Annotated in this window: 3 protein-coding genes; all 3 read left to right on the forward strand. The window is 66.4% G+C overall.

The genetic code is table 11. The annotated features are described in order from the left end of the window. On the forward strand, positions 1–259 hold a 259-nt coding region (locus A985_RS29365; RefSeq protein WP_039830435.1), incomplete at its 5' end, for a hypothetical protein. A 2-nt stretch (positions 260–261) separates the two neighbouring features. Next, on the forward strand, positions 262–2,382 hold the full coding sequence (locus A985_RS0116035) for a deaminase domain-containing protein (protein WP_157211491.1): 2,121 nt from the start codon (positions 262–264) through the stop codon (positions 2,380–2,382). 166 nt (positions 2,383–2,548) lie between these two features. Further along, on the forward strand, positions 2,549–3,739 hold a 1,191-nt coding region (locus tag A985_RS25810), incomplete at its 3' end, for an ABC transporter ATP-binding protein (protein ID WP_232424648.1).

A 3,739-nucleotide genomic window follows, 5' to 3' on the forward strand; every position in this document is an offset into this window, starting at 1 on the left:
CGTGTGGCCTTACCGCCCCGACGGCGGTGGCGTGATGGCGCAGTGCCTGCCGGCGCCGCACGCCAGGTCGCTCGGTCGGCCGCCAGCGCCAGCCGACAGCCGCGAGGCCCTGAGAGCGGGGCTCGAAGCGTACCGAGGGGATATCCAGTGCGCTATCGTCGCGTTGATTCGGGAATCCGTCGCCGTATCGGACGCGCAAACGCGTGCGGCGTTTGCCGATGCCGAGGTCCTGCGCCCAACCCATTGGCCTCTCGCCTGACGATGTCCGGGCTTGAATGTCTGGCCGCCATGGTGCGCGCCGATACGCTCCACCAGGATGCCATCGCGCTGCTCCAGCACCTTTGGCCGGACAACCCCATAGAAGCCTCTACTCATGCCACGCCGACGCCACCGCCGTTGCCGAGATTTATCAAACACGAGCCATTCTCCGGTCCGCTGGGCCGAGGCGTGCAATGGTCGTTGCCGCCGGATGTCTACGTGGAGTACCTCCCGGACCTGACGCAGAACGGCGTAAAGGTGTTCGACATCGACGGTGTCCTGTACGGCGCGACCGTGGCGCACTCGCGCAAACACGCGTCAGACCTCCGGCCACTTGAGGACATCCGTCGCGAGCGTGGGCCGGAGTCGCTGTGCCGCATCTCGCGGGGAACGGGGATCGACATCGACGGCATGTGTCTCGAATGCCACTCCGAGCGACCCGACGAGGTCACGGTCACGGAGCAGGGCGCAACGCTTACGCAGCATCAGCCAATGAACGCGTCGCCACTCGCTCGCCTGCGTGTCGCCGTCTATTCCCGTTTGTCTCGAGCGGAGGACGGTAGCCACGTGTTCTTTGCCTTTGGGCGTATGGGGCGTCTGGACGAGCATGGCGTGCCGCACGTCTCGCCGGACTCGCCACTCGTCGATCCGTCGGTGTATGCGCCGGAGCTGGACGGCGAATTGTCCTTCTATGAGCAGTCGACGACGGAGGGGCCGGTCGGTGGGCGTCGCGTGCGTCTCACGCTTGGCGACATGCGCATCGCGGCGCCATTCGGAACGTATCGGGACACGGATGGCGCGCTGCATGGTGTGGTGCAACTGACGAGCGACGTTTATTACCGCTTCGGGTTGCCCGACAGCGACGAGGGCGAATCGTCACGTTCGTCACGTCGGGTGCGCCTGCACTTGCGCGCGGCGAAGCACCGCGACATTCGCGCGTACCGCACGGCGCAGCACCATCGCGCGGCCGCCGAGAACGCGACGGTGCTGCCGACGATCGCCTACGGCGATGCGCGCACGTTTCTGCAGTTGTATCTCAAGCTCTGGCAGCAGGCGCCGTCTCCGGGGGACGTCTGGCGCGGGCTTGAGGACGTTTCACTGTCGGTGATCGAGGCGCGGCAAGCGATTCGCGACCTGACGCAAGCGATCGAACACCGGGTAGCCGCCGCCAGAACACCGCCGGCGTCGCCCGGCGCCAGCGGCTTTTCTCCGCCCCCCGGCATCGATGCGTCGTTGATGCCGATGTTCAACCGACTGTGGAGCCACTGGCAACACTATCCGGCGCAAGCCGAAGCGTTCATCAATGCGATCGCGAGGGACTTCGTCTCGCGTCCCGCCCCGTTGGCGGTATGGTCGCAATTGCCGTTCGTCGGTGACGTGGAAACGACACGCGATGTGCTGTCGATCTTCGAGACGCTGTTTCCCGGCATGTCGGGGATCCAGGCGCTGGTCGGCGGCACAGCGCGCGCGGCACGCGATGTCGGCGACCGGATGCGCGCGGTCTCGCGCAACGCGAATATCGCGGTGGCGGAAGTGACGCTCGTCGACGGCACGAGAACGATTTACTACTGCCTGTCGGGACTCCAGCGCACTACGCTGCGTACGAACACGCCGAGCGTGCGCATCGTGGACGCGGGCCGGGCGTATGCGCGGCGGGACCACAATGTCATCGCCCAACGCCGCACAGCAGCCCGCTCGGGAGAGGAGGTCATTTTCACCGAGCCGCCCGAACTGCGTCTGGCAATGGCCGACGCGGACCTGCCGACGTTCAACGCCGCCACGGGCGGGGTGCGGTCCCGCACGCTCGATACGGAGCGGATGATTCTGGCGCAGATCTATGCGGATTACCCGGTGGGCGAGAACGTCGTTCGCTCGATCGTGCTGTGCTCGCGTCTGCCGTTCTGCGACTCGTGTGCCGTCAATCTCGCCATGGTGCCGTACCACTATCCCGACGCTGAGCTGCGCTTCTACTATGTGGCCCCATCGCCGCGCGATCGCCGAACACAACCCGATGCCACGCCGGCGCCCCTTGCGGTGACGGTGTCGGCCGCGCTGGCCGGGCAGGCGAGAACCCACGCACACGCGCGCGACCCGGATGATCGGCACGCGCATTCCAGCCTGTAAGCGCGACGTCGGATCGATTTTCCAATATATTGACCGCTCTCGACGCCGCTTTTGGCGCCACTTCTGACGCCTGTTGCGGCGCCTGACGACTTCCCGGTTCGCCGTCCGCCCGTCGAGGGGCTTGCGGACCGAGGGCTGAGCCTAAGGGCAAAGGAACGATGCACGCATGACGGCGCCTTACGCTCCAGCACAAGCGCCCGCCATCGGATTGGGCGGTGCGGCGCGAGATCTCTACCGCGCGCTCTGGCGTCACGCCCACGGCGTGCGGCTGCATTTGCTCGGCGCCGCCGGCCTGTTGTCGGCTGCACAGTTGTTGCGTCTGACCATGCCGTGGCTGGCGGCACAGGCGATTAATGCGCTGCAACAAGGCGACATGACGACGGCGGGCCGCTGGATCGTCTATCTGGTCGGTGTCTATCTGGTGTCGTGGCTGCTCCACGGCCCGGGCCGGATACTCGAGCGCAACGTCGGGGTTCGCGTGCGTGTCCGGCTGGCCGATCAACTGTATGCACGGATCGCCACCGCGCCGCTCGCATGGCGCGATGGCCGCCACTCCGGCGAGTTGCAGCACCGCGTCGTGCAATCCAGTCGCGCGCTGTCCGACTTCGCCCAGAATCAATTCGGCTATCTACAAAGCGCCTTCAATTTTGTCGGACCGCTGGTGGCGCTCGCATTGCTATCTCGCACCAGCGGTGTGATTGCTGTGACGGGCTATGTCGTCGTGGCGCTCATCATCCTGCGGTTCGACCGTGTTCTGATGCAGCTCGCGCGCGCAGAGAACGACGCCGAACGGCGCTACGCCGCCGCATTGCTCGACTTCGTCGGCAATGCGGGCACGGTGATCGGCCTGCGCCTGCAGGCAGCGTCTCGCAAAGTGCTGGGGCGTCGCATGGAGACGGTGATGGCGCCGCTGCGTCGCGCCGTCGTGGTGAACGAGGGCAAATGGTTCGCCGTCGATATTCTCGGCATGGGGCTGACTTGGATCCTGGTCGTCGTCTACGTGTTGCAGTCGCGCCAGCCGGGGCAGGCGGTGTTGCTCGGCACGGTATTCATGATCTACCAATACGCACAGCAGGCGGCGACGGTGGTCGGTGCGATGGCGTCGAACTTCCAGAGCTTCGCCCGCATGCACACGGATTTCGGCAGCGCCGCGCCGATCTGGGCGGCACCGGGCGAGCCCGACGCGATCGCCCCCGCTGTCGTGCCTGATGCGCCGTGGGCGATGCTGACACTGCGCGGCGTGTCGTGGCATTACGCCGACGATACGCGTGGCGGACTTCATAGCGTTGACCTCGTGCTCCGGCGCGGCTCCCGCGTGGCGCTCGTTGGCCCCAGCGGTGGCGGCAAGAGCACACTG

Source organism: Pandoraea sp. B-6 (genome assembly GCF_000282835.1).
In the GTDB taxonomy this organism is placed as follows: domain Bacteria; phylum Pseudomonadota; class Gammaproteobacteria; order Burkholderiales; family Burkholderiaceae; genus Pandoraea; species Pandoraea cepalis.